The 24,928-nt window shown below is 70.0% G+C and carries 23 protein-coding genes and 1 pseudogene; 5 read left to right on the plus strand and 19 right to left on the minus strand.

Features of this window, described 5'->3' with window-relative positions:
* Positions 1-26: 26 nt before the first annotated feature.
* Entirely contained in the window at positions 27-1,985 is a 1,959-nt protein-coding gene (gene uvrC, locus LCL61_RS31525) for an excinuclease ABC subunit UvrC (RefSeq protein WP_340683127.1), read from the minus strand.
* Between the two features lie 249 nt (positions 1,986-2,234).
* Here uvrC and LCL61_RS31530 point away from each other — a divergent pair, with 249 nt between their 5' ends.
* Both LCL61_RS31530 and LCL61_RS31535 read left to right on the plus strand, forming a co-directional pair.
* Positions 2,235-2,972, plus strand: a complete 738-nt coding sequence (locus LCL61_RS31530; protein ID WP_340683128.1) for a S1 family peptidase — start codon at positions 2,235-2,237, stop codon at positions 2,970-2,972.
* A gap of 94 nt (positions 2,973-3,066) precedes the next feature.
* Positions 3,067-3,846 carry an exodeoxyribonuclease III gene (locus LCL61_RS31535; protein ID WP_340683129.1) on the plus strand — a complete coding sequence of 260 codons (780 nt, stop codon included), beginning with the start codon at positions 3,067-3,069 and terminating at the stop codon, positions 3,844-3,846.
* A 45-nt stretch (positions 3,847-3,891) separates the two neighbouring features.
* On the opposite strand, the gene LCL61_RS31540 is transcribed toward LCL61_RS31535, so the two are convergent.
* The 5 genes from LCL61_RS31540 to rpe all read right to left on the minus strand — a co-directional run bounded on the left by LCL61_RS31540 (position 3,892) and on the right by rpe (position 7,589).
* Positions 3,892-4,335, minus strand: a complete 444-nt coding sequence (locus tag LCL61_RS31540; RefSeq protein ID WP_125674999.1) for a PH domain-containing protein — start codon at positions 4,333-4,335, stop codon at positions 3,892-3,894.
* Between the two features lie 17 nt (positions 4,336-4,352).
* A complete protein-coding gene (gene ribH / locus LCL61_RS31545) occupies positions 4,353-4,859 on the minus strand; it encodes a 6,7-dimethyl-8-ribityllumazine synthase (RefSeq protein ID WP_340683130.1) in 507 nt (168 codons plus the stop codon).
* Positions 4,856-6,130 carry a bifunctional 3,4-dihydroxy-2-butanone-4-phosphate synthase/GTP cyclohydrolase II gene (locus LCL61_RS31550; RefSeq protein WP_340688728.1) on the minus strand — a complete coding sequence of 425 codons (1,275 nt, stop codon included), beginning with the start codon at positions 6,128-6,130 and terminating at the stop codon, positions 4,856-4,858. The genes ribH and LCL61_RS31550 overlap by 4 nt, the downstream gene beginning before the upstream one ends.
* A 53-nt stretch (positions 6,131-6,183) precedes the next feature.
* Entirely contained in the window at positions 6,184-6,807 is a 624-nt protein-coding gene (locus LCL61_RS31555; protein ID WP_007029651.1) for a riboflavin synthase, read from the minus strand.
* A 113-nt stretch (positions 6,808-6,920) separates the two neighbouring features.
* Positions 6,921-7,589 (minus strand): ribulose-phosphate 3-epimerase, encoded by a 669-nt coding sequence (gene rpe / locus LCL61_RS31560; protein WP_340688729.1) that lies wholly within the window; start codon positions 7,587-7,589, stop codon positions 6,921-6,923.
* 235 nt (positions 7,590-7,824) lie between these two features.
* On the opposite strand from rpe, the gene LCL61_RS31565 reads away from it, so the two are divergent.
* From LCL61_RS31565 to LCL61_RS31575, 3 genes are all read left to right on the plus strand, one after another.
* Positions 7,825-9,060, plus strand: coding sequence for a sensor histidine kinase (locus tag LCL61_RS31565; protein ID WP_340683131.1), 1,236 nt, complete (start codon positions 7,825-7,827; stop codon positions 9,058-9,060).
* Positions 9,057-9,716, plus strand: coding sequence for a response regulator transcription factor (locus LCL61_RS31570; RefSeq protein ID WP_340683132.1), 660 nt, complete (start codon positions 9,057-9,059; stop codon positions 9,714-9,716). The genes LCL61_RS31565 and LCL61_RS31570 overlap by 4 nt, the downstream gene beginning before the upstream one ends.
* An 82-nt stretch (positions 9,717-9,798) precedes the next feature.
* The gene (locus tag LCL61_RS31575) at positions 9,799-10,923 is read left to right on the plus strand and encodes a serine hydrolase domain-containing protein (protein WP_340683133.1); all 1,125 of its coding nucleotides are present in this window, start codon (positions 9,799-9,801) and stop codon (positions 10,921-10,923) included.
* Here the strand turns inward: LCL61_RS31575 and LCL61_RS31580 are convergent.
* The 13 genes and pseudogenes from LCL61_RS31580 to LCL61_RS31640 all read right to left on the minus strand — a co-directional run bounded on the left by LCL61_RS31580 (position 10,920) and on the right by LCL61_RS31640 (position 24,910).
* Positions 10,920-11,426 (minus strand): flavoprotein, encoded by a 507-nt coding sequence (locus LCL61_RS31580; protein WP_340683134.1) that lies wholly within the window; start codon positions 11,424-11,426, stop codon positions 10,920-10,922. The two genes, LCL61_RS31575 and LCL61_RS31580, sit on opposite strands and share 4 nt — an antisense overlap.
* Positions 11,423-12,859, minus strand: a complete 1,437-nt coding sequence (locus tag LCL61_RS31585) for an rRNA small subunit methyltransferase B (protein ID WP_340683135.1) — start codon at positions 12,857-12,859, stop codon at positions 11,423-11,425. The genes LCL61_RS31580 and LCL61_RS31585 overlap by 4 nt, the downstream gene beginning before the upstream one ends.
* Positions 12,856-13,782: a methionyl-tRNA formyltransferase gene (fmt, locus tag LCL61_RS31590; protein WP_340683136.1), complete on the minus strand. Its 927-nt coding sequence runs from the start codon at positions 13,780-13,782 to the stop codon at positions 12,856-12,858. Before fmt ends, LCL61_RS31585 begins: the two co-directional genes overlap by 4 nt.
* A 196-nt stretch (positions 13,783-13,978) precedes the next feature.
* Positions 13,979-15,175: pseudogene (metK, locus tag LCL61_RS31595) on the minus strand (methionine adenosyltransferase); the annotation flags it as partial.
* A gap of 96 nt (positions 15,176-15,271) precedes the next feature.
* Complete coding sequence (gene coaBC, locus LCL61_RS31600) at positions 15,272-16,492, minus strand: bifunctional phosphopantothenoylcysteine decarboxylase/phosphopantothenate--cysteine ligase CoaBC (protein ID WP_340683137.1); 1,221 nt, start codon at positions 16,490-16,492, stop codon at positions 15,272-15,274.
* Positions 16,485-16,754 carry a DNA-directed RNA polymerase subunit omega gene (gene rpoZ / locus LCL61_RS31605; RefSeq protein ID WP_005152353.1) on the minus strand — a complete coding sequence of 90 codons (270 nt, stop codon included), beginning with the start codon at positions 16,752-16,754 and terminating at the stop codon, positions 16,485-16,487. Before rpoZ ends, coaBC begins: the two co-directional genes overlap by 8 nt.
* A gap of 23 nt (positions 16,755-16,777) precedes the next feature.
* The gene (gmk, locus tag LCL61_RS31610; RefSeq protein WP_340683138.1) at positions 16,778-17,407 is read right to left on the minus strand and encodes a guanylate kinase; all 630 of its coding nucleotides are present in this window, start codon (positions 17,405-17,407) and stop codon (positions 16,778-16,780) included.
* A complete protein-coding gene (gene mihF / locus LCL61_RS31615) occupies positions 17,404-17,721 on the minus strand; it encodes an integration host factor, actinobacterial type (protein WP_003096398.1) in 318 nt (105 codons plus the stop codon). The genes gmk and mihF overlap by 4 nt, the downstream gene beginning before the upstream one ends.
* Before the next feature lie 107 nt (positions 17,722-17,828).
* Positions 17,829-18,668 carry an orotidine-5'-phosphate decarboxylase gene (gene pyrF, locus LCL61_RS31620; RefSeq protein ID WP_340683139.1) on the minus strand — a complete coding sequence of 280 codons (840 nt, stop codon included), beginning with the start codon at positions 18,666-18,668 and terminating at the stop codon, positions 17,829-17,831.
* Positions 18,665-21,979 (minus strand): carbamoyl-phosphate synthase large subunit, encoded by a 3,315-nt coding sequence (gene carB / locus LCL61_RS31625; protein WP_340683140.1) that lies wholly within the window; start codon positions 21,977-21,979, stop codon positions 18,665-18,667. Before carB ends, pyrF begins: the two co-directional genes overlap by 4 nt.
* Positions 21,979-23,112 (minus strand): glutamine-hydrolyzing carbamoyl-phosphate synthase small subunit, encoded by a 1,134-nt coding sequence (carA, locus tag LCL61_RS31630; RefSeq protein ID WP_340683141.1) that lies wholly within the window; start codon positions 23,110-23,112, stop codon positions 21,979-21,981. The genes carB and carA overlap by 1 nt, the downstream gene beginning before the upstream one ends.
* On the minus strand, positions 23,112-23,621 hold the full coding sequence (locus tag LCL61_RS31635; protein WP_340683142.1) for a transporter: 510 nt from the start codon (positions 23,619-23,621) through the stop codon (positions 23,112-23,114). Before LCL61_RS31635 ends, carA begins: the two co-directional genes overlap by 1 nt.
* Positions 23,618-24,910 carry a dihydroorotase gene (locus LCL61_RS31640; protein ID WP_340683143.1) on the minus strand — a complete coding sequence of 431 codons (1,293 nt, stop codon included), beginning with the start codon at positions 24,908-24,910 and terminating at the stop codon, positions 23,618-23,620. The genes LCL61_RS31635 and LCL61_RS31640 overlap by 4 nt, the downstream gene beginning before the upstream one ends.
* Between the last annotated feature and the right edge of the window lie 18 nt (positions 24,911-24,928).

Below are 24,928 nucleotides of genomic sequence, written 5' to 3' on the forward strand. Positions count from 1 at the left end.
CGCACTCACGATGGTCCCTTCACCGGTCACGTACTGGACTCCCCCGCCGCCGCGGCTGTCTCCCCTGCGAGTGCCGCGACGACCGCCTCGGCGGTGCGCCTGCCGAAGCCGGGCACCGCCTCGATCTCCTCTATCCGCGCTTCGCGGAGCTTCTTCACCGAGCCGAAATGCTTGATCAGCGCGGTACGGCGAGCCTGCCCCAGCCCGGGCACACCGTCCAATGCGGACACCTGCATCCGTTTGGACCGCTTCTCCCGGTGGTACCGGATGGCGAAGCGGTGCGCCTCGTCACGCAGCCGCTGCAGCAGATACAGCGCGTCGGAGGTGCGCGGCAGGATCACCGGGTCGGGATCGCCCGGGAGCCACACCTCCTCCAGCCGCTTCGCCAGGCCGACCACGGCGACGTCGGTGACGCCCAGTTCGGAGAGGACGTCCGCGGCGGCGGTGGCCTGCGGGCCCGCGCCGTCGACGACGAGCAGATTCGGCGCGTAGGCGAACTTACGCGGCTTGCCGGTCTCCGGGTCGATGCCCGGACGGTCCGGATCGACCTCGGCACCCTCGGCGTTTTCCTTGAGATAGCGGGAAAACCGCCGACGGACGACTTCGGCGATCGAGGCGACGTCGCCCTCCTCCGCGGCCTCGCGCAACGCGAAGCGCCGGTACTCGGACTTGCGCGGGATCCCGTCCTCGAACACCACGAGCGACGCCACCACGTCACTGCCCTGGATATGGCTGATGTCGACGCATTCGATGCGCAGCGGCGCGGTTTCCAGCGCCAGGTAGTCCTGCAGTTCCGCCAGCGCGGCCGACCGCGCGGTGAGATCGCCGGCGCGGCGCAGTTTGTGCTGGGTGAACGCCTCGCCGGCGTTGCGCGTCACCGTCTCCGCGAGGGCGCGCTTGTCGCCGCGCTGCGGGACCCGCAGGCTCACCCTCGATCCGCGCAGCCCGGAAAGCCACTCGCCGAGCGCCTCCGCGTCGGCGGGCAGTTCGGGGACGAGGACCTCGCGCGGCACCGGCGGGCCGCCGTCGGGATCGTCCGCGCGTTCGGCCTGCTCGCCGTAGAACTGCGTGATGAAGTGGTCGACGAGTTCCTGGACGCCCATCTCCTCGGCCTTGTCGATCACCCAGCCGCGCTGGCCGCGGACCCGGCCGCCGCGCACGTGGAAGACCTGGACGGCGGCTTCGAGTTCGTCATGGGCGAAGGCCACGACGTCCGCGTCGGTGCCGTCGCCGAGCACGACCGCCTGCTTCTCCATCGCGCGCCGCAACGCGCCGAGGTCGTCGCGCAGCCGGGCGGCACGCTCGAACTCCAGCTCTTCGGACGCGGCCGCCATTTCCTGTTCCAGGCGGCGGATCAGCGCGTCGGTGCGGCCGGCGAGAAAATCACAGAAGTCTTCGACGATCGCGCGGTGTTCGTCGGCGGAGACCTTGCCGACGCACGGCGCGGAACATTTGCCGATGTAGCCGAGAAGGCAGGGCCTGCCGATCTGGCCGTGCCGTTTGAAGACGCCCGCCGAGCAGGTGCGCGCCGGGAAGACCCGGAGCAGCAGGTCGAGTGTTTCGCGGATGGCCCAAGCGTGCGCGTACGGCCCGAAATACCGCACGCCCTTCTTGCGCGCGCCGCGATAGACGTGCAGGCGCGGGAACTCCTCGTTCATCGTGACGGCGAGGACGGGATAGCTCTTGTCGTCGCGGTACCGGACGTTGAACCGCGGGTCGAACTCCTTGATCCAGTTGTACTCCAGCTGGAGCGCCTCGACCTCGGTGCTCACCACGGTCCACTCGACGCTCGCCGCCGTCGTCACCATCTGGCGGGTGCGCGGGTGCAGGCCGGTGAGATCGGCGAAGTACGAGTTCAGCCTGCCGCGGAGGCTTTTCGCCTTGCCGACGTAGATGACCCTCTTCGTGGCGTCACGAAATTTGTACACGCCGGGGGCGTCCGGGATGCTCCCCGGCGAGGGACGGTAGGTGGTCGGGTCAGCCACGCCGCCAAGCCTATGGGGCACCACCGACAGTCTTACGAGGCCCCGTCCTTATCTGCGCTCCGGTCAATCCTTCGAGTGGCCATTCCCACGATCCGGTCCGTATTTCACTACGTATACCGACCTAAGTCGGGTCTTCGGCCGGAACCGACGTTCGTTGGTTCCTAGCGAGTGAACCGGTTGATTACTTTCCGTCCCAGTTCCACTTCACTCGGTTCTTCGTCAGATGACGCTCGAAAGGACTCCTGCACCGTGAGCCGTCTTCGTACGCTGGGCGCCGCCACCCTCGCCGCCGCAGCCCTCACCATGACCGCCGGCGCGGTCGCCTCCGCGGGCACCCCCACCGGTGTCCAGCCCAACATCGTGGGTGGCGGCACCGCCCCCACCGTGAGCTGGGGCGCCCAGATCTACGTCAACACCCCGGGCCGTCAGTGGGACGGGTTCAACTGCTCCGGCAGCGTCATCGCCCAGCGCTGGGTCCTGACCGCCAAACACTGCCTCGACTCCGACGGCAGCGGCATGCGGGTCCGCGTGGGCAGCAACCAGCTCCAGGGCGGTCGTGAGATCGCCGTCGACCGCAAGGTGTCCTCACCGACCGGCGCCGACATCTCGCTGCTGCACCTGGCCTCGGACGCCGGTGTCACGCCGATCGGCCTGGCCGGCTCGAACCCGTCGGTCGGCAGCACCAACCAGCTCTACGGCTGGGGCCGCGAGACCCCGACCGGCCCGCCCGCCTCGGCACTGAAGGTCGCCAACGTCCGCGTCACCGGTACCTCGCGCGACGCTTACGGTGGCCCGGCCATCCAGAGCGTCGGCATCGACGGCTCGGCGTGGAAGGGTGACTCGGGCGGTCCCCAGGTCTTCAACGGCGTCCAGGTCGGCGTCGCTTCGACCGTGCAGAACCAGAGCGGCTCGAACATCCGCGGCACCAACAACTACGGCAGTGTCGCTTCGGCCCGCTCCTGGATCCGCTCGACCACCGGGGTCTGACCTCCACCCCGGTGAAGGGGCCCTCCGAGACGCGACCCGTCTCGGAGGGCCCTTTCGCGTCGGGTTGTCGGTGGGATGTGGGACGCTCGCGGGCATGCGGATCGCGACCTGGAACGTGAACTCGATCGGACCCCGGCTGCCGAGGGTGCTGGACTGGCTCGGCTCGGTACAGCCGGACGTGCTGTGCCTGCAGGAACTCAAATGCGGCACCGACGCCTTCCCCTTCGACGCCGTGAAGGAACTGGGTTATGAGACGGCCGCGTACGGCATCGGACGCTGGAACGGCGTCGCGATCGTGTCCCGCGTCGGCTTGGAAGACGTGACACGCGGCCTGACCGGCGAGCCCACCTTCGAGGACAAGGCCGACGCGCGGGCCATCGGCGCCACCTGCGGCGGGCTGCGGCTGTGGTCAGTGTACGTGCCGAACGGGCGTGACCTGGAGAACCCGCACTACGGCTACAAACTCGCCTGGCTTTCGGCGCTGGAGGCGACCGTGCGGGAGGAGCAGGCGCGCGGGCTGCCGTTCACGGTGCTCGGCGACTTCAACATCGCGCCGACCGACGCGGACGTGTGGGACATCGGCCTGTTCGCCGAATCGACGCACGTGACCGAGCCGGAGCGGAAGGCGCTCGCCGCGCTGCGCGACCTCGGGCTGTCGGACGTGTTCCCGCGGCCGCTGAAGTACGACCACCCGTTCACGTACTGGGACTACCGGGCGGGGAACTTCCCGAACAACAAGGGAATGCGGATCGACCTCGTGTACGCCGACGCGACGGTGGCCGGTGCGGTAACGGATTCCTATGTGGACCGTGAGGCGCGGAAAGGGAAGGGGCCCTCGGACCACGCGCCGATCGTGGTGGACCTGGACCTCTAGTGAGTGGTAAGGACGGTTAGAACCGTCCTTACCACTCACGAGGCGTCAGCCTTCCCAGGCGGCCTTGTGCAGCCGCCGCAGCGCCCGCACCGCGGCCACCGCGCGTTCCCGGTCCACCGCCTGCACCGCCATGACCGAGTAGTACTCGTCGTCCGGCAGTTCCAGCCGCGCCCACGAGGCCCCGTCCGGGAAGCTCACCGAGAGCACCTCGCTCCACGCGAACTTCTTGGTCATCAGCACGTTCCGGACCTCGATGCCGTCGGCGTCGGCCTTCACGCGCGCGGTCGCGAACAGCATCGTGCCCGCGGCGAGCAGGACCCCGATACCGATCATCGCCGCCTGGTCGGACGGCTGGAAGATCACGCCGGTGTCCGAGCCGCGCAGCAGGACCGCGACGACCACGAACGTCGCCAGCATGATCACCGCCAGCACCGAGCACATCACCAGGGCACGGCGGGGCCGCACCACCACGACCTCGGACTCCGTCATCACATCCGCCTCGACGCTCACACGAAGCCCCGCTCGGTCCACGGCTGGCGCAGGTTCCGCAACGCGTGCGCGGCGTCCAGCGCGGCGACCGTCGCTTCGTAGCCTTTGTCCTCGGCGGAACCGGGCAGCCCCGACCGGTCGAGGGCCTGCTGCTCGGTGTCGCAGGTGAGGACGCCGTTGCCGACCGGGGTGCTCTCGTCGAGCGCGACCCTGGTCAGGCCCGCGGTGACGGCGTCGCAGACGTACTCGAAGTGCGGCGTCCCGCCCCGGATGACCACGCCGAGCGCGACGACCGCGTCGTGCGTGCGAGCCAGCGCCTGCGCGGCGACGGGCAGTTCGACGGCGCCCGCGACGCGCACGACCGTCGGCTCTTCCTCCAGGTCGGCCGCCTTGGCCGCCTCGAGGGCGCGTTCCAGCAGCGCGCTCGTGATCTTCGTGTGCCAGCGCGTGGCCACGATCCCGAGCCGGATGTTCTTACAGTCGGACAGGTCGAGTTCGACGTCCGGACGGCCCTCGCCGCTCACCGCGTGCCACCTCCGTTGCCCTGGTCGACCTCGGCGCCGACCTGGTCGAAATGCTCCAGCTGGGACAGGTCGTGCCCCATCCGGTCCCGTTTGGTCTTGAGGTAGCGCAGGTTCTCCGGGTTCGGCGAGATCGGCAGCGACACTCGCCCGCTCACCCGCAGGCCGTAGCCCTCCAGCCCGACACGCTTGGCCGGGTTGTTCGTCAGCAGCCGCATCGAGCGGACGCCGAGGTCGCACAGGATCTGCGCGCCGGTGCCGTAGTCCCGCGCGTCGGCGGGGACGCCGAGCTGCAGGTTCGCGTCGACGGTGTCCGCGCCGGCGTCCTGCAGCTGGTAGGCCTGCAGTTTGTGCAGCAGCCCGATGCCGCGGCCCTCGTGGCCGCGGATGTAGAGCACGATCCCGCGCCCTTCCTTGGCGACCGCTTCCAGCGCGGCCTCCAGCTGCGGGCCGCAGTCGCAGCGCAGCGAACCGAAGACGTCACCGGTCAGGCATTCGGAGTGCACGCGGACCAGGATGTCCTCGCCGTCGCCGATCTCGCCGTAGACGAACGCGATGTGCTCGATCCCGTCGAGCAGGCTGTCGTAGCCGACCGCCCGGAACGTGCCCGCGGCCAGCGGGATACGCGCCTCGGCGACCCGCTCGACCTGCTTCTCGGTGCGCCGCCGGTACGCGATCAGGTCGGCGATGGTGATCATCTTGAGCTCGTGGTCCGCGGCGAAGACCTCGAGCTCGTCGCGACGGGCCATGTCGCCCTCGTCCTTCTGCGAAACGATCTCGCAGAGCACGCCGGACGGGGAAAGCCCGGCGAGCCGGGCCAGGTCGACGGCGGCTTCGGTGTGCCCCGGGCGCCGCAGGACGCCGCCCTGCTTGGCGCGCAGCGGGACCACGTGGCCGGGCCGCCGGAAATCCGACGCCTTGGAGGCCGGGTCGGCGAGCAGCCGGACGGTGTGCGACCGGTCGGCCGCGGAGATACCGGTGGTGATGCCCTCGGCGGCGTCGACCGTGACGCTGTACGCGGTGCCACGCTGGTCCTGGTTCGTGTGGTACATCGGCGGCAGGTCGAGCCTGTCCGCCTCGGGTTCGGTCAGCGCCACGCAGACGTACCCCGAGGTGTAGCGCACCATGAAGGCCATCAGTTCCGGCGTGGCCTTCTCCGCCGCGAAGATCAGGTCGCCTTCGTTCTCGCGGTCCTCGTCGTCCACCACGACGACCGGACGGCCGGCCTTGATGTCGGCGATGGCCGCCTCGATGGCATCGGCGTTCACGGCCACCCCGCCTCCGCAGGGGGTCAGATCCGCCGACCCCGGAATCGCACTCGTCTCGCTCACGCCCGCTCCTCCGTACCGCCATTGTCCCCCTGCGCGCGCAGGTGCGGCATGGCCAGCTTCTCGACGTACTTGGCGACCACGTCGACCTCGAGGTTCACCAGGTCACCCGGGGTGTTCCGGCCGAGCGTGGTGAGTTCGAGGGTGGTCGGGATCAGGGCGACGGAGAACTCCTCGTCGGTCACCGAAGCGACCGTGAGGGAGACGCCGTCGACCGCGATCGACCCCTTTTCGACCACGTACCGGGACAGCTTCTTCGGCAGCGCGAACGTGGTGAGTCCCTGCTCGTCGCGTTTGAGGAAGACGCCGGTGCCGTCGACGTGGCCCTGCATGATGTGCCCGCCGAGCCTGCCGCCCGCCGGCGTCGCGCGTTCAAGGTTGACGACGTCGCCGACGTGTACCTTAGCGAGGCTGGAGCGCTGCAGGGTCTCGTGCACGACATCGACGGTAAACTCACCGCCCGCCACCGCGACCACGGTGAGGCACACGCCACTCACCGCGATGGAGTCGCCGTGCCCGGCGTCGCTGGTCACCAGCGGCCCCCGAACGGTCAGTCTCGCGGCGTTCGGGACCTGCTCGACCGCGGTGACCTCGCCGAGTTCCTCGACAATGCCGGTGAACACTCCTGCTGCCCTCCTCCTGGCTCGCACCGTCGCTGGGAACGGTGCTCCCCACATCCAACACCCATCGGGGCCGATTCCTTCTCCTGACCCGACGGCGGATCACCGAGGCGGGATCAGCCGCGGACGCGGGCCGCCTGCTCGCGCAGCGCCGCGACCGCCTTACCAGGGTCTTCGGCGCCGTAGACGGCGGAACCGGCGACGAAGCAGTCCACACCGGCTTCGGCGGCCTGCTCGATGGTGTCGGCGTTGATCCCGCCATCGATCTCGACGACGAGCTTGAGGTGGCCGGTGTCGACGAGGCGCCGCGCGGTGCGCACCTTGTCGAGGACGCCTTCGATGAACGACTGACCGCCGAAACCGGGCTCGACCGACATCACCAGCAGCGTGTCGTAGTGCTTGAGGGTTTCGAGGTGGTCCTCGATCGGCGTGTTCGGCTTGATCGACAGCCCGGCCTTCGCCCCGGCGGCGCGCAGGTTCTTCGCCAGCGCGATCGGGTCGTGCGCGGCCTCGACGTGCACGGTGACGTTGTAGGCGCCCGCCTCTGCGTACCCGATGGCCCACTTGTCGGGGTTCTCGATCATCAGGTGGCAGTCGATCGGCACGTCGGTGGCCTTGAGCAGCGACTGCACCACGGGCAGGCCCAGGGTCAGGTTCGGCACGAAATGCGCGTCCATGACGTCGACGTGGACCCAGTCCGCGCGGGTTTCCCCCTCCCCCGCGACGGCGCGGATCTCTTCGCCAAGGCGGGCGAAGTCCGCGGAGAGGATGCTGGGTGCGATCAAAGGTCGGTGAGCCACGCGCCCGAGTGTAGGAGGGTGCCGCTAACGCCCGCTAACCGGCTGTGACCGGCCCGCGGTGGAGGGCTGAAGGGGACTTTCCCCGCATCAGACGCCACGAAAGCTCCCTTCGCCGCGTCGCATGCGGGGAAAGTCCCCTTCAGCCCCCGGTCTGGAGTATGACGCGAAATGGCACCGCAGTGGGAGGTGCGCGCACGCGCCGCCGAATAGCGTTCCGGTCATGGTCAACCCACTCAAGCCCCTGGTCCGGATCGGCAGTTACCGCAGCCTGCCGTTCGGTTTCCTCGGCATGGCGATCACCGCGATCCCGTTCCCGATCGCGCTCATTCCCGCCGTCCTCATCCCGGGCGACGTGCGGGCGAAGGCGGTCTACGGCGTGCTCGCCATGGGCGTACTGGTCGCGCTGGCCGGCTTGCCGGGGCCGATGCGGCGGGTCGGGATCTGGTTCTCCAACCAGATGCTGGGCACCCGGATCGCGCAGCCCTTGCCGAACACGAAGGTCGCCTGGGCGGAGCGCTGGCGTTCGGCGGCCTGGTTGCTCGTGCACACCGCGCTCGGCTGGGTGCTGTTCGGCCTCGGCTGTTTCCTGTTCCTGGGGTTCGTCCTGACCCTGGTGTGGGCGGGAGGTGGCGGCAGTCCCATCGCGATCTTCGGGGAAGAGGTGACGATCGAACCCGGCATCGCCGGAGCGTGGACCCTGCCGATCGGGTTCTTCACGCTCGTGGTGATCGCGTACGTCCTCGCCGGCTTCACCAAACTGTTCCAGTACAGCGCGGTCGCGCTGCTGGGCCCCTCGGCCGCCGAACGCGTCGCCGCCGCCGAAGTCCGGGCGAACCACTTCGAACAGCGCAACCGGCTGGCCCGCGAACTGCACGACTCCATCGGCCACACGCTGACGACGTCGACCATCCAGGCGGCCGCGGCCGCCGAATTGGTCGATTCCGAACCGCAGCTGGTGCGCCGGGCGCTGGGCACCATCGAGGAATCGTCCCGTGCGGCGCTCGAAGACCTCGACCACGTACTGGGCCTGCTGCGGGACGACCGGTCCTCCCGCGAACCCGAACGACGGCTGATCGAAGTCGGCACGCTGGCCGAACGGGCTCGCGCTGGTGGCGCGGTGATCGACTACGAGCTGACCGGGCCCGCCGCGGAACTTCCCGCGACCCTTTCGCGGGAGGCGTACCGGATCGTCCAAGAAGGACTGACGAACGCGCTGCGGCACGCTCATCCCGGCCCGGTGACCGTGCGGGTCGCGGTACTCGCCGACGCGTTGCGGATCGAGATCGTGAACCCGCTCGTGGAGCACACGGCCGCTTCCGGCCGCGGCGGCAACGGACTGCCGGGTCTCACCGAACGCGTCGAAGCGCTGCGCGGCGAGCTCGTCGCCGGCCCCGCCGTCGACGGGGAGCCGCTGTGGCGGCTGGTGACCACGATCCCGCTACGGTCGCGCCCATGACCCTGCGTGTCCTGATCGTCGACGACGAACCCTTGCTGCGTGCCGGTTTGCGCTCGCTGCTCGACAACCAGCCCGATCTGACCGTGTCAGGTGAGGCCGGCGATGGCGGCGAAGTGGTCGATCTGGTGCGGCGGACGCGTCCCGACGTGGTCCTGATGGACGTACGGATGCCCGGGGTGGACGGGATCGAGGCGACCCGGCGGGTACTGGCCGAAATCCCCGAACCGCCGAAGGTCCTCGTGATCACGACGTTCGACAACGACGACTACGTCTACGACGCGCTGCTGGCCGGGGCGAGCGGATTCCTGCTGAAGCGGGCCCGCAAGGAGGAGTTCGCGCACGCCATCCGGACCATCGCCGCCGGGGAGACACTGCTGTTCCCCGACGCGATCCGGCGGATGGTCACCGCGCGCCCGGCGCCGTCCGGCCTCGCTCCCCGGCCGTCTTCGCTGACGAAGCGGGAGACCGAGGTGCTGCGGCTCATCGCCACCGGTAAGTCCAATGTGGACATAGCGGCCGAGCTCGTCATCAGTCTCGAAACCGTCAAGACCCATGTGGGCAACATCTTCGGGAAACTGGGCGCGGCCAACCGGAGCCAGGCGGTGGTGTTCGCCTACGAGACCGGCATCGTCGCGCCAGGGCACAGCCTGCGCTGACCGGCGTGGTGGGGCAGGCCCCCGGTCCGGCGTGGGGGCCCGCACCATGGCTACCGCACGCGCCCGTCCCTAGCTTGGATCCATGCGAAAATCCTTGCCAGGCAAGAAGATCATCGCCGTCGGTTCCCTGGTCGCGCTGCTCGCCGCGACGACCGCCACGCCGGCGCTGGCCGTGACCCATCCGCGGGACGAAGTCGACAAAGCGCTGAAAACGCTGGTGCTGGACGGAGTCCCCGGCGCGCAGGCGACGGTGACGAACCCGTCCGGGCGGACGTGGTCGGAGCGCGAAGGCGTCGGAAACGTCGAGACCGGGACACCGTTCCCGCACGGCTCGAAGTTCCGGGCGGCCAGTATCACGAAGACGTTCGTCGCCGTCGTCGTGCTGCAACTGGTCGCCGAGGGAAAGGTCCGGCTGGACACGCCGATCGACCGGTACCTGCCGGGGCTCGTCAGCGGGAACGGCAACGACGGCACGAAGATCACCGTGCGCCAGCTGCTCCAGCACACCAGCGGGCTCTACAACTATCTCCGTGACCTCGACCTCGAGGAGTGGCGCCATCGCGGTGCCGAACCCGAGGAGCTGGTGGCGATCGGCCTCGCGCATCCGCCGTTGTTCGCGCCCGGCACGAGCTGGTCGTACTCCAACACGAACTACATCATCGCCGGGATGCTGATCGAGAAGCTCACCGGTCGTTCCGTCGCCGACGAGATCCGGAGCAGGATCACCGAACCGCTCGGCCTGGGCGACACCTCCCTGCCGTCGCGCGGCGACGAAGACTTGCCGTATCCGCACGCCAGAGGCTACGCACCGGGCCCCGCCGGCCACACCGACTACACCGAATTCGATCCGTCGGCCGCCGGGGCCTCCGGCGGGCTCATTTCGACCGGCGCGGACCTGAACCGGTTCTACGGCGCGCTCGTCGACGGCCGCCTCCTGCCGCGTGCGCAACTGGCGGAGATGCAGCGGACCGTGCCGGCGCCCGTCGGGCTCCCGGGCGCGGAGTACGGCCTCGGGATCGCGTCCGTCCCGCTGTCGTGCGGCGGTAGGTTCTGGGGGCACGGCGGGAACATCGTCGGCTACGCGAACCTGTCGGGCGCCGTCCCGCACGGCAGGCGGGTGAACGTCGTGGTGAACCTGAATCCCGCGCCGCCCAAGGTGGCCGACGACCTCGCCAAGGCGCTGGACACCGGGTTCTGCGCCCGCTAAACCGACGGCAGCAGGTCCAGCACGGAGGTCCACGAGGCCTCCGGGCTGAGCCTCGCGGTGGTGACCCCGGCGGAGGCGAGCGTGTCGAGATGGCGCTGCCACGCCGGATGGTGGATCCGCGTGTCCTGGATCTGGTAGCCCAGCACGATCGTGATGCCCGGCGTGCCGAGGACGTCGCCGAGCAGGGTCAGCGCCTGGTTGTCGGCGATGCCCAGCGCCAGTTTCGCCACGGAGTTCGCGGACGCGGGCGCGAAGAGGAACACCTCGGGATCCGGATGCGGCCGGGGTTCGCCCGGCAGCCGGGAGGTACTGCGGACCGGCAGCTCGGTGCACTTTTCGAGGTCACCGAACCCGCCGGTCTCCTCCAGCCAGCGGGCCGCGGTGGGGGTCAGCGTGATCGCGAGCTCCCAGCCGCGGTCCGCGGCCGGTTTCGCGAGCTGCGCGGCGAACCGGGTGTCCAGTCCGCCGCACGAGCTCGCGACCAGGCCGAGGACCCTGCTCACCCGGCGGATTCCGGCTTCCGCAGGACGGCGCAGAACATCGCGTCCGTGCCGTGGCGGTGCGGCCACAACTGGACGTACGGGCCGTTGCCGAGCTGCGGGACGCCCGGGAAGAACTCCCGCGCGTCGACGATCTGGGCGCCGGCGCGGCGTGCGGTCTCCCCCACAACGCCTTCGGTCTCGGCCAGATGCGGCGAGCAGACGACGTAGGTGACGACGCCGCCGGGTCGGACCAGGTCCAGTGCCGCGGTGATCAGCTGGCCCTGCAGTTTCGTCAGATCCGAGATGTCGCTGGGCTGACGGCGCCAGCGCGCCTCCGGGCGGCGGCGCAGCGAGCCGAGACCGCTGCACGGCGCGTCGACCAGGACACGGTCGTAGCCCGGTTCGAGGCCGGTCTCGCGGCCGTCGGCGACGTGGACCGTCACCGGCAGGCCCTGGACGGCGTGCTCGATCAGCTTCGCGCGGTGCGGCGCCTTCTCGACGGCGTCGACGGTCGCGCCGCTGATCGCCGCCAGCGCGCCGAGCAGCGCGGCCTTGCCACCCGGGCCGGCACACAGATCCAGCCAGCGCTCGTCGGAGCCGGTGAGCGGGACCTTCGTGACGGCGACGGCGCACAGCTGGCTGCCCTCGTCCTGCACCGCGGCCAGCTTTTCCTTGATCGGCTCGATGTCGCCGGGGTCGCCGGAGCCCGCGGGCATCCGGACGCCGTAGGGCGAGTACGGCGCGACGTCGCCGCCGGTGATCGCGGCCAGTTCATCGGCACTGATCTCGCCGGGCCGGGCGACCAGATGGACGTCGGGGCGGTCGTCGTCGGCCTCCAGGGCCGCCTTCAGCTCAGGCCCCTTGTCCCCCAAGGCTTCCGCGAACGACCGGGCGACCCAGCGCGGATGCGCCGTCCGCAGGGCGTAGGCCCCGATCGGGTCGGCGGCCTCGTCGGGCGCCAGCTCGTTCAGCCAGGTCTCTTCGTCCTTTTCGGACACAGAGCGCAGCACGGCATTCACGAAACCCGCGATCCAGGAACCGACTTCGGCACGAACGAGGTCCACAGTGGACCCGACGGCGGCGTGCTGGGGGATGCGGGTGCGCAGCAGCTGGTAGGCGCCGAGCCGCAGCCCGTCCAGCACGATGGCGTCCACCTTGGCCAGCGGCCGGTCGAGGCAGGCCTCGATGACGGCGTCCAGCATGCCGACCGCGCGGCAGGTGCCGTAGGTCAGTTCGGTGGCCAGCGCCGCGTCACGACCGGAGATCCGGCGGGTGCGCAGCAGTTGCGGCAGCACCAAGTTCGCGTATGCGTCGTCCTCCCGGACCGCGCGCAGGACGTCGAAGGCGACCTGACGAGCCGGGTCGATCTGCGGCGGGCGGCTCGGCCCCTCTTTACGCTGGCCCGGGCGGCCGCGATCCGGCCTCGACGGCCGGCGTTCCCTACGCTCGTTCACTGCAGGCGCTCTCCTTGTTCGATCCTCGTACCGCGCGCCCAGTCGGTGGCCGCCATCCGCTTCTTTCCCTGCGCCTGCACCTCGCCCAGCCGCACCGGCTTCGACGCCGTGCCGACCAGGACCCGCTTGCGCTCCACGACCAGTTCACCGGGCGGGGGCCCCGGCTCGTCGACGACCGTCACCGGGCCGAGCTTCAGCCGCTCGCCCCGGAACTCCGCCCAAGCGCCCGGTTCCGGCGTGACCGCGCGGATCTGCCGGTCGACCGCGGTGGCCGGGTCGGCGAACGACACGCGTGCGTCCTCGACGGTCACCTTGGGCGCGTAGGTCACTCCGTCGCCGGTCTGCTCCACCGCACGCAGCGTTCCGTCGGCGATCCCGTCCATCGTGGACACGAGCAGCTTCGCCCCGGACTCCGCCAGCCTGGCGAGCAGTTCCCCGGCGGTGTCGGTGTCGGCGATCCGCTCGGTGACCACGCCGAAGACCGGGCCCGCGTCGAGCTCCTTGACGATGCGGAAGGTCGAGGCGCCGGTGATCTCGTCCCCGGCGCGGATCGCGGCCTGGACCGGCGCGGCGCCACGCCAGGCGGGCAGCAGCGAGAAGTGCAGGTTGACCCAGCCGTGCGCCGGGATGTCCAGCGCGGCCTGGGGCAGCAACGCCCCGTACGCGACCACCGGGCACGCGTCAGGCGCGATCTCCGCGAGCCGGGCGAGGAACGCGGGGTCGCTCGCCTTCGGCGGGGTCAGCACCTCGATCCCGTGCTCGTCGGCCAGCGCGCCGATCGGGGACCGGACGACCCGGCGACCGCGGCCGGCCTGTGCGTCCGGGCGGGTGACGACGGCGACGACCTCGTGCCGCTCGGACGCGAGGAGCGCGCGCAGCGACGGGACGGCGGGCTCGGGGGTGCCGGCGAAGACGAGGCGCATCAACGCACCTCCGCCGGGGGGACGGGTACCTCTGACTGGGCGAACATCGCCGCTCAGTCTAGAAGGGCCCCGCCGCCGGGGCGCGCTCGCTGTCCCCGTGCGGGGTGAAGGGAGCTTTCCCCGCATGTCATGCNGCCTCAGCTCCTTCACCGGCTTGCCGTCGTCGTAACGCAGCCACGGCGACGGCGCGCCGGACGCCCGCGGCCGACTTCAGGTCCGCGGCCCGCGCCGTGCTCTCCCACGGGAGCTCCAGCTCGGGACGGCCGAAGTGGCCGTACGCGGCCGTCGGCGCGTAAATCGGGCGGAGCAGGTCGAGGTCGCGGATGATCGCGGCCGGACGCAGGTCGAAGACCTCCTGGATGGCGGCCTGGATCTTCGACGGGTCGACCGTCTCGGTGCCGAAGGTCTCGACGAAGAGGCCCACCGGGGCCGCCTTGCCGATCGCGTACGCCACCTGTACCTCGGCACGCGAGGCGAGACCGGCGGCGATGACGTTCTTCGCCACCCAGCGCATCGCGTACGCGGCCGAGCGGTCCACCTTGGAGGGGTCCTTGCCGGAGAACGCGCCGCCACCGTGACGGGCCATGCCGCCGTAGGTGTCGACGATGATCTTGCGGCCGGTCAGGCCCGCGTCACCCATCGGACCGCCGATGACGAAGCGGCCGGTCGGGTTGACCAGCAGCCGCACGTTGGAGGTGTCGAGACCGAGCTCGGCGATCTCCGGGGCGACCACGTGCTCGCGGACGTCGACGCCGAGCATCTGCTCGAGGTCGATGCCGTCGGCGTGCTGGGTGGACACGACCACCGTGTCGAGCCGCACCGGCTGGTCACCGGCGTACTCGATGGTGACCTGGGTCTTGCCGTCCGGGCGCAGGTACGGCAGCACGCCTTCCTTGCGGACCCTGGTCAGGCGCTGCGAGAGCCGGTGCGCCAGCGCGATCGGCAGCGGCATCAGCTCGGGGGTGTCCGAGCAGGCGTAGCCGAACATCAGGCCCTGGTCGCCCGCGCCCTGACGGTTGATCTCGTCCTCGTCGGACTCGACGCGGGACTCGTACGCCGTGTCGACACCCTGCGCGATGTCCGGCGACTGGGAGCCGATCGCGACGTTGACGCCGCAGGAGTTGCCGTCGAAGCCCTTGGCCGAAGAGTCATAGCCGATCTTCAGGATCACGTCGCGGACGATGGTCGGGATGTCCGCGTAGGCCTCGGTGGTCACCTCGCCGGCGACGTGCACCTGCCCGGTGGTGATGAGGGTTTCGACCGCGACCCGGCTGCGCGGGTCTTTAGCCAGCAGACCGTCCAGGATCGAGTCGCTGATGGCATCGCAAATTTTGTCGGGATGACCTTCGGTCACCGATTCCGACGTGAACAGTCTGCTCGTGGACGCGCTCACGGTGGCCGTCACTCCCTCACCTAGACGTCTGATGCCCAGTAAGTTAGGCACCCCTCAGCTTGCAATCAAGCCTACTGACTATCGCTCAGGGGACTCTCAACGCTTCATCAAGGTCACAACAGCATCCCACAATGTGGACGCGAGTTCGGCCTTGGCGCCGAGGGGGATCGGGATTTCGGTGCCGTCGGCCCCGAGCAGCCAGCCCGAGTTGTCCTCGGTCCCGAAGGCCTTCCCCTCACCGACGGCGTTCACCACCAGCAGGTCAGCACCCTTGCGCTTCAGTTTGACCCTGGCGTGATCAAGGACGCCGCCCTTGTCGTCCCCGGTTTCCGCGGCGAAACCGACGATCACCTGGCCGTTTGTCCGGTTTCGCACCAGTTCGGCCAGTATGTCCGCGTTGCGCGCGAGCTCGACCACGGGATCCGGCGCGTCGTCGGACTTCTTGATCTTGTGGTCCGCCCGGTTCGATGGCCGGAAATCGGCGACGGCCGCGGCCATCACCACGACGTCGGCGGTGGCGGCCTCGGCGTGCATCGCCTCGCGCAGTTCCTCGGCGGTCGACACGTGGACGACCTTCGCGCCCGCGGGCTCCGGCAGCGCGATGGTGTGCGCGGCGACCAGGGTGACCTCGGCGCCGCGCTGGGCGGCGACCCGGGCCAGCGCGTAGCCCTGCTTGCCCGACGAGCGGTTGCCCAGATACCGGACCGGATCCAGTGGCTCGCGGGTGCCGCCCGCCGAAATGGCCACGCGCACGCCTTCGAGGTCGCGCGGGAGGGCCTTCGGCACGGCGAGCAGGAGCCGGGCGAGGTCGACGATCTCGGCGGGGTCGGCGAGCCGCCCCTTGCCGGTGTCCTTGCCGGTCAGCCTGCCGGCGGCGGGTTCGGCGACGACCAGGCCGCGCGAGCGCAGCAACGCCACGTTGTCGCGGGTGGCCGGGTGCTCCCACATCTCGGTGTGCATCGCCGGGAAGAAGGCGACCGGGCACCGGGCGGTGAGCAGGGTGTTGGTCAGCAGGTCGTCCGCGATACCGTGCGCGGCCTTGGCGAGCAGGTTCGCCGTGGCGGGCACGACGATCACCAGATCGGCTTCCTTGCCGACGCGGACGTGCTGGACCTCGGGCACTTCGGTGAACACGCCGGTGTGCACCGGGTTCCCGGACAGTGCCTCGAAGGTGGCCGCGCCGACGAAGTTCAGCGCGGCTTCGGTGGGGACCACGCGGACGTCGTGACCGGATTCGGTCAGTCCGCGCAGGACCTCACAGGCCTTGTAGGCGGCGATCCCGCCACCCACGCCCAGGACGACGCGGGGTTTACTCACCCTCGGTGTGCTCGAGCAGGCCGCCGTGGATCTCGCGCAGGGCGATGGACAGCGGCTTCTCGCGCGGGCCCGGCTCGACCAGCGGGCCGACGTACTCCAGCAGGCCCTCGCCCAGCTGGGCGTAGTAGTCGTTGATCTGGCGAGCGCGCTTGGCCGAGTAGATCACCAGCGCGTACTTCGAGCTGACCTTCTCGAGGAGGTCGTCGATGGGCGGGTTGGTGATGCCTTCGAGCTCTTCGTGCAGCGTGGCCTGAGTCGTCACTCGTGGTGCTCCGAATCTTCGGTCTAGTTGTCGCCGGTTATCAAGTTTAGCAACTGCTCAGCGGCCTCTCGCACGTCGGCGTTGACAACGCGCTCGTCGAACTCCCCGGCGGCGGCGAGTTCGCGTTCGGCCTCGGCCAGCCTGGTCTTCACCGCGGCTTCGTTCTCGGTGCCGCGGCCGGTCAGCCTGCCGACCAGTTCTTCCCACGACGGCGGCATCAGCATCACCAGCCGGGCCTCCGGCATCGCCTTGCGGACCTGCCGCGCGCCCTGGAGTTCGATCTCCAGGATCGCGTTGCGGCCCTCGGCGAGCACCCGCTCGACGGGCCCGCGCGGGGTGCCGTAGCAGTTGCCCGCGAACTCGGCGTGTTCCAGCAGTTCGCCGTCGGCGACCATGCGGTCGAACTCGGCCCGGTCGATGAAGTGGTAGTGCTCGCCGTCCACCTCACCCGGTCTCGGCTTCCTGGTGGTCACCGAGACGCTGAAATAGATCTCCGGATCCAGCTTGCGCAGCTCCTTGGCCACGCTCGACTTCCCGACTCCCGAAGGCCCTGAGACGACCGTGAGCCGGTGCCGGGATTCGACTCCCGCCACCGGCTCACCGCCGCGGTCAGCGCCCGGGTTCACCGGGTGGTCCTGACCGGTGCCGCTCACTCGCCGCTGAATTCGGCCAGCAGCGCCTTGCGCTGCCGGTCGCCGAGGCCGCGAAGACGACGGCTGGGTGCGATCTCCAGTCGTTCCATGGTCTGCTGGGCACGGACCTTGCCGACGCCCGGAAGAGCCTCGAGCAGAGCCGAGACCTTCATCTTGCCGAGGACTTCGTTCTCCTCGGCCTGCTTCAACACGTCGACCAGAGTGGTACCGCCCCGCTTCAGCCGCTCCTTCAGCTCAGCACGGATGCGGCGGGCGGCGGCGGCCTTCTCCAGCGCCGCAGCGCGCTGTTCCTCTGTCAGCTGGGGAAGTGCCACGTTTTCCTCCGGTAGTTCTCAAATCTGGGTGGGTGTGGCGACGGTACCCACCCGTTACCTCGGCCCACAATGCGGGGGTGGCCGGTCATGACGGATTCCCGGGCCTGCTATTGGCCATTTTCCAGGGGACCGAGGGAATCCCGGGTCCGCCGAACGGCCGCACGCAGAGCTTCGGGGTCCGGCCCGTGCCTGAGGACGTCGCGGGACGACGCGGGCAGCACACCCGGCAGTCCCGGCCCGAAAAGGGCCCGCAAATCGGCCGGAGTGGCCCCCTGGGCCCCGAAACCGGGCGCCAGGATCGGACCGTTCAGCTGGCTCAGATCGAGCTCTCCCGGCGCGATGGTGGCGCCGACGACGACACCGATGTCCCCCAGCGGCCCGACGCCGGCGTTGTACGCGGCCGCCGTGTCGACGATGTCCTGCGCGACGGTCTTTCCGTTGGGCAGCAAGGCGTTCTGCAGTCCCTGCGCCTCCGGGTTCGAAGTACGCGCGAGGACGATCAGCCCCTTGCCCTGCGTCTGCGCGACGTCGATCGCTGGGGCGAGCGAACCGAAACCGAGGTATGGCGACACCGTGATGGCGTCCGCCTCGAGTTCCGCGCCGCCGGGCAGGAACGCCGCCGTGTACGCCGCCATCGTCGAACCGATGTCGCCGCGTTTGACGTCCAGCAGGACGAGCGCTCCCGCCTCCCGGCACACCTTCATCGTCTTGGCCAGAACAGCGACCCCAGGAGGCCCGTAGGCCTCGAAAAAGGCCGACTGGGGTTTGATCACCGCGACCTCGGGCGCGATCGTCTCAGCGGCCGTGAGGGCGAACTTCTCCAGTCCGCCCGCGTCCGCCGGGAGACCCCACGCCTGGAGCAGCCCGGGATGGGGGTCGATCCCGGCGCAGAGCGGTCCCTTCTCGGCGACCGCCCGCGCCAGCCTCGCCCCGAACCGCTCGCTCACGCCTTGGCCTTCAGCGCCGCCTGGAGGCTCTGCAGCGACCGCACGCCGATGTCGCCCTTGATGACGGCCTCTATCCCGTGCACGGCCGCCGCCGCGCCCTGCACCGTGGTGATGCAGGGGATGTCCCGCGACACCGCGGCGGTGCGGATCTCGTAGCCGTCGATGCGGGGACCGCTGTTGCCGTACGGGGTGTTGATCACCATCTGCACCTCACCGCTGAGGATGACGTCCACGACATTTTGTTCGCCTTCAGCCGAACCTTCGTAGTGCTTGCGCACGACGGTGCAGGCGATCCCGTTGCGCCGCAACACTTCCGCGGTGCCGGACGTGGCGAGGATCTCGAAGCCGAGGTCCGCCAGCCGCTTCACCGGGAACACCAGCGAACGCTTGTCGCGATTGGCGACGGAGACGAACACCTTGCCCGACGTCGGCAGCGAACCGTAGGCACCGGCCTGCGACTTGGCGAACGCCTTGCCGAAGGAGACGTCCACGCCCATGACCTCGCCGGTGGACTTCATCTCCGGGCCGAGCAGCGAGTCGACGCCGTGGCCCTCGGGCGTGCGGAAGCGGTGGAACGGCAGGACCGCCTCCTTGACCGCGACCGGCGAATCGGCGGGCATGTGGCCGCCGTCACCCTCGGCGGGGAGAACACCGGACTCGCGCAGATCCTTGATCGACGAGCCGGTCATGATCAGCGCCGCGGCCTTCGCCAGCGGCACCGCGGTCGCCTTGGACACGAACGGCACCGTCCGCGACGCGCGCGGGTTGGCCTCCAGGACGTACAGGACGTCGTCCTTGAGCGCGTACTGGACGTTCAGGAGCCCGCGGACGCCGACGCCGCGCGCGATGGCCTCGGTCGAGCGGCGCACCGTCTCGATGTCGGTCCGGCCCAGCGTGATCGGCGGCAGCGCGCACGAGGAGTCGCCGGAGTGGATCCCGGCCTCCTCGATGTGCTCCATGACGCCGCCGAGGAAGAGCTCGTCGCCGTCGAACAGCGCGTCGACGTCGATCTCGATGGCGTCGTCGAGGAACCGGTCCACCAGCACCGGGTGCTCGGGGGTGACCTCGGTGGCGCGGTGGATGTAGCCGGCGAGGGATTCCTCGTCGTAGACGATCTCCATGCCGCGCCCGCCGAGCACGTAGGACGGCCGGACGAGGACCGGGTAGCCGATCTGGTCGGCGATCCGCTTCGCGCCCTCGAACGAGGTCGCCGTGCCGTACTTCGGCGCGGGCAGCCCGGCGTCGGTGAGGACCTCGCCGAACGCGCCGCGGTCCTCGGCGAGGTGGATCGCGTCCGGGGAGGTGCCGATCACCGGGACACCGGCGTCGGCGAGGCGCTTCGCGAGCGAGAGCGGGGTCTGGCCGCCCAGCTGCACGATGACCCCGGCGACGGTGCCCGACTCCTGCTCGGCGTTGACCACTTCGAGGACGTCCTCGAACGACAGCGGCTCGAAGTACAGCCGGTCCGAGGTGTCGTAGTCGGTGGAGACGGTCTCGGGGTTGCAGTTGACCATGACGGCCTCGAAACCGGCCTCGCGCAGGGCGATCGCGGCGTGCACGCACGAGTAGTCGAACTCGATGCCCTGCCCGATGCGGTTCGGCCCGGAGCCGAGGATCAGCACCTTCGGCTTCTCGGTCTGCGCGGTGATCTCCGACTGCGCCGCGGGGTCGGTCTCGTAGGCCGAGTAGTGGTACGGCGTCTTGGCCGCGAACTCGGCCGCGCAGGTGTCGACGGTCTTGTACACCGGCCGCACCCCGAGACGGCGGCGCAGCGCGCGGACGCCGTCCTCCCCCGCCAGTTCCGGCCGCAGCGAGGCGATCTGGCGGTCGGAGAGGCCGATCCGCTTGGCGCGCCGCAGCAGCGGCTCGTCGAGCACCTGGGCATCGCGGACCTCGGCGCCGACCTCGCCGATGAGGGCGATCTGGTCGATGAACCACGGGTCGATCCCCGACGCCTCGTGCACCTGCTGGACGGTGGCGCCGAACCGCAGCGCCCGCTCCACCTCGTAGAGGCGCCCGTCGTGCGGCGTGCGCAGGGCCTCCAGCACGGACTCCAGCGTCGCGCCCTCGGGGTCGGGACGGGTCCAGAAACCGGTCGCCTTGGTGTCGATGGACCGCAGCGCCTTGCCGAGCGCCTCGGGGAAGCTGCGCCCGAACGACATCGCCTCGCCGACGCTCTTCATCGTCGTGGTCAGCGTCGGGTCCGCGCCGGGGAACTTCTCGAAGGCGAACCGCGGCACCTTCACCACGACGTAGTCCAGCGTCGGCTCGAAGGCCGCCGGGGTCTCGCCGGTGATGTCGTTGCGGATCTCGTCGAGGGTGTAGCCGATGGCGAGTTTCGCGGCGATCTTGGCGATCGGGAAACCGGTCGCTTTCGACGCCAGCGCGCTCGACCGCGACACGCGCGGGTTCATCTCGATGACGACCATGCGGCCGTCCTCGGGGTTGATCGCGAACTGGATGTTGCAGCCGCCGGTGTCGACGCCGACCTCGCGCAGCACGGCGATGCCGACGTCGCGCATGTGCTGGTACTCGCGGTCGGTCAGGGTCATCGCGGGCGCGACGGTGACCGAGTCGCCGGTGTGCACGCCCATCGCGTCGATGTTCTCGATCGAGCAGACGACCACCACGTTGTCGTGCCGGTCGCGCATGAGCTCGAGTTCGAACTCCTTCCAGCCGAGGACGCTCTCCTCGATGAGCACCTCGGTGACCGGCGACTCGGTGAGGCCGGTGGAGGCGAGGCGCTCCAGTTCCTCGTCGGTGTGCGCCATGCCCGAGCCGAGCCCGCCCATGGTGAACGACGGCCGGATGACCACCGGGAGGCCGACCTCGGCGACGGTCGCGCGGACCTCGTCCATGTCGTGGCAGACCCGCGACCGCGGCACTTCGGCGCCGATCGTGCGGACGATGTCCTTGAACTTCTGCCGGTCCTCGCCGCGCTGGATGGCGTCGACGTCGGCGCCGATCAGCTCGACGCCGTACTTCTCCAGAACACCGCGCTCGTGCAGGGCGACGGCGCAGTTCAGCGCCGTCTGCCCGCCGAGGGTCGCGAGAATCGCGTCGGGGCGCTCCTCGGCGATGACCTTCTCGACGAATTCCGGCGTGACCGGCTCGATGTAGGTGGCGTCGGCGAACTCGGGGTCGGTCATGATGGTCGCCGGGTTCGAGTTCACCAGCGAGACGCGCAGTCCCTCTTCGCGGAGTACGCGGCAGGCCTGGGTGCCGGAGTAGTCGAACTCCGCCGCCTGGCCGATCACGATCGGCCCGGAGCCGATCACCAGCACGTGCTGGATGTCTGTCCTCTTCGGCATTACTTGGCCTTCTCCATCAAGCTCACGAACTCATCGAACAGGGGGGCCGCGTCGTGCGGGCCGGCGGCGGCCTCGGGGTGGTACTGCACCGAGAACGCGGGGACGTCGAACGCGCGGACACCTTCGACGGTGTCGTCGTTCGGGCAGTAGTGCGAGATCTGCGCGGCGCCGAACGGCGTCTCGAAGCGCTGTCCCGGTTCGCCTTCGAGGGCGAAACCGTGGTTCTGCGCGGTGATCGCGACCCGTTTGGTGGCCACGTCGATCACCGGGATGTTGATCCCTCGGTGGCCGTAGCGCATCTTGTAGGTGCCCAGTCCCAGCGCGCGGCCGAGGATCTGGTTGCCGAAGCAGATGCCGAACAGCGGGATCTCCCGCTGCAGCACCGATTTCGTCAGCTCCGTGGCGTGCGCGGTGGTCGCCGGGTCGCCGGGACCGTTGGACAGGAACACCCCGTCCGGCTCCACGGCGAGCAGATCGTCCACAGTGGACGACGAGGGCAGCACGTGCACCTCGATGCCGCGCGCCGCCATCAGGCGCGGGGTGTTGGACTTGATGCCCAGGTCCAGCGCGGCGACGCGGAACTTCCGCTCGCCCTGCGCTTCGACGACGTACGCCTGCTTCGTGGTGACTTCGCCGGCGAGGTCGGCGCCCTTCATCTGCGGGCTCGCCTGTACCTGCGCGAGCATTTCCTCGTCGGAGCCCAGCGCGTCGCCCGAGAAGACGCCGGACCGCATGGCGCCCTGCTCGCGCAGGTGCCGGGTCAGCGTGCGGGTGTCCACCTCGGAGATCCCGACGACGCCCTGGCGCTCCAGTTCCTCGTCCAGCGTGCGCTTCGAGCGCCAGTTGGACGGGGTGCGCGCGGGGTCGCGGACGACGTAGCCCGAGACCCAGATGCGCGAGGACTCGTCGTCCTCGTCGTTCCAGCCGGTGTTGCCGATCTGCGGCGCGGTCTGGACCACGATCTGGCGGTGGTAGGAGGGGTCGGTCAGCGTCTCCTGGTAGCCGGTCATGCCGGTGCAGAACACCGCCTCGCCCAGGCTCCGGCCGCGGGCGCCGTAGGCCGAGCCGCGGAACACGCGGCCGTCTTCGAGGACCAGTGCGGCGGGGGTCCTGGTGCTGTTCACGGTGCTCATCAGGCACCTCCCTTGATGTCGTTGCGAGTGTCTTGCAAAGCTTCGATCCACTGTGGATAGTCGTCGAGGTCGTCGCCGCGGAATCCGGTGTCCAGTTCGATGTCCCCGGCCAGCCAGGTGATGACGAGCAGCGCGTCGATGCCCATCACCTTCCCGGCCATCCCCTTGTCCTTGCGGACGCCGGTGACGGACGCGCGCGGGATCCAGAAGTCCGGGGCGCCGCCGCGTTCGATGGCGATGCCGTCTTCGTGCAGGCGCCACACCGCGCCGGTGCGCAGGCCGGCGCCGCGGGTGACGACGCGGTCCTGCCAGTGCCCGGCGGTCGTCGTGCTGACGTAGAGGCCGGTCGATTCGAGCAGTGCTTCGCCGGGCTCCGCGGGGATCTGCGGGAACGGCGGCACCTGCACGCTCTGCGCCCGGGACTTGCGCCGCCAGCCGCGCCACATCAGGAACACGCAGAACAGGAAGAAGGCGAAGACCGCCAGGGTCAGCAGGATCCGGTCACTCATTGCGCGATCTTCCCTTCCCGCGCGGTGATCCGCCCGCGCAGCAACGTCGCCGTCACCACGCCGGGGAGCCGCATTCCTTCGTACGGGGTGTTGGCCGCGATGCTCGCGAACTCGGCCCCTCGCACGGTCCATTCGGTGTCCGGGTCCACCAGCGTCAGGCTGGCGGGTTCGCCGACCTCGATCGGGCGGCCGTGGTCGGTCAGGTTGCCGATCTCGGCGGGCCGCTCGCTCATCACCCGCGCGACGCCCCGCCAGTCCAGCAGGCCGGTGCGGACCATGGTCTCGACCACGATCGACAGCGCGGTCTGCAGACCGAGCATGCCCGGCCGGGCCGAGCTCCACTCGCAGTCCTTGTCCTGGACCGCGTGCGGCGCGTGGTCCGTGGCGACGCAGTCGATGACGCCCTCGGCCAGTGCGGCACGCAGCTTTTCGGCGTCGGACTCGGTGCGCAGCGGCGGGTTGACCTTGTTGACCGGGTCGTAGGTCGCGAGCCGCTCGTCGGTCAGCAGCAGGTGGTGCGGGGTGACCTCGGCCGAGACCTTGGTGCCGCGGTCCTTGGCCCATTTGAGGATGTCCGCGGTGCCCGAGGTCGAAACATGGCAGACGTGCAGCCGCGCGTTCGCGTGCTCGGCGAGCAGGCAGTCGCGGGCGACGATCGACTCCTCCGCCGAGGCGGGCCAGCCGGTGTAACCCAGGCGGGCGGCCTGCTCACCCTCGTGCGCCTGCGCGCCGACGGTCAGCCGCGGCTCCTCGGCGTGCTGGGCGATGACCACGCCGAGCGCCGTCGAGTACTCCAGCGCGCGGCGCATGAGCAGCGGATCCGCGACGCAGAGACCGTCGTCGGAGAAGACCTTCACCTGGGCTTCGGACTTCGCCATGGTGCCCAGTTCGGCGAGCTTCTCGCCTTTGAGCCCCACGGTGACCGCGCCGACCGGGTGCACGTCGACCAGCCCGGCCTCCTGGCCGCGGCGCCACACGTGGTCGACGATCACCGCGTTGTCGGCCACCGGGTCGGTGTTGGCCATGGCGAACACCGCGGTGTAGCCGCCGAGCGCGGCCGCGGCCGAACCGGTGGCGATCGTCTCGGTGTCCTCGCGGCCGGGTTCGCGCAGGTGGGTGTGGAGGTCGACGAAACCGGGGAGCAGCACCTGGCCACCCGCCTCGATCACCTCGGCCTCGTCGGGGGTATCGATCGAACCGATGTCGGTGATGACCCCATCCTCGACGAGCACGTCGACCGGGTCGCCCTCGCCGTAGGGACGGGCGCCCTTGATCAGGACGGTGGTCACGCGGCTACTCCTTTGCCG

It is taken from the genome of Amycolatopsis coloradensis (genome assembly GCF_037997115.1).
GTDB classification, from domain to species: Bacteria; Actinomycetota; Actinomycetes; order Mycobacteriales; family Pseudonocardiaceae; genus Amycolatopsis; species Amycolatopsis coloradensis_A.